The organism is Vibrio sp. T20, from assembly GCF_007858795.1.
GTDB lineage: Bacteria > Pseudomonadota > Gammaproteobacteria > Enterobacterales > Vibrionaceae > Vibrio > Vibrio satsumensis.
This window is the reverse complement of record NZ_VFEB01000166.1, coordinates 1-265: the sequence shown is the minus strand read 5'-3', so window position 1 is coordinate 265 and position 265 is coordinate 1. Positions and strand designations below refer to the sequence as shown.

The following is a 265-nucleotide window of genomic DNA, read 5'->3' as shown; positions in this document are numbered from 1 at the left end:
ACCGTTCGTCGTGAAGTTGCCGAGTACTTTGCTTCGCTTCCTTCTTATGAATTCAGCGATTTAGAACAGCGCGGCTCACAAGCTGATATTGATAACCCTTATCGTAAGCTGGTATTCCAAGGCGATTGGGATCGAAACATTCCAGCTTGTGCTACGTGTCACGGGCCAAGTGGTATGGGCGTAGACAAGTTCCCACGTCTAGCGAGCCAGCACGCCGACTACATTCAAACTCAGCTCAACGCTTGGAAAAGCGGCACTCGCAAGG

1 protein-coding gene is annotated in these 265 nt (G+C 50.9%); it reads left to right on the top strand.

Annotation, left to right across the window (positions count from 1 at the left end):
• The coding region (locus FTW16_RS17960; RefSeq protein WP_146492027.1) for a c-type cytochrome at positions 1 to 265 on the top strand (265 nt) is incomplete at both ends.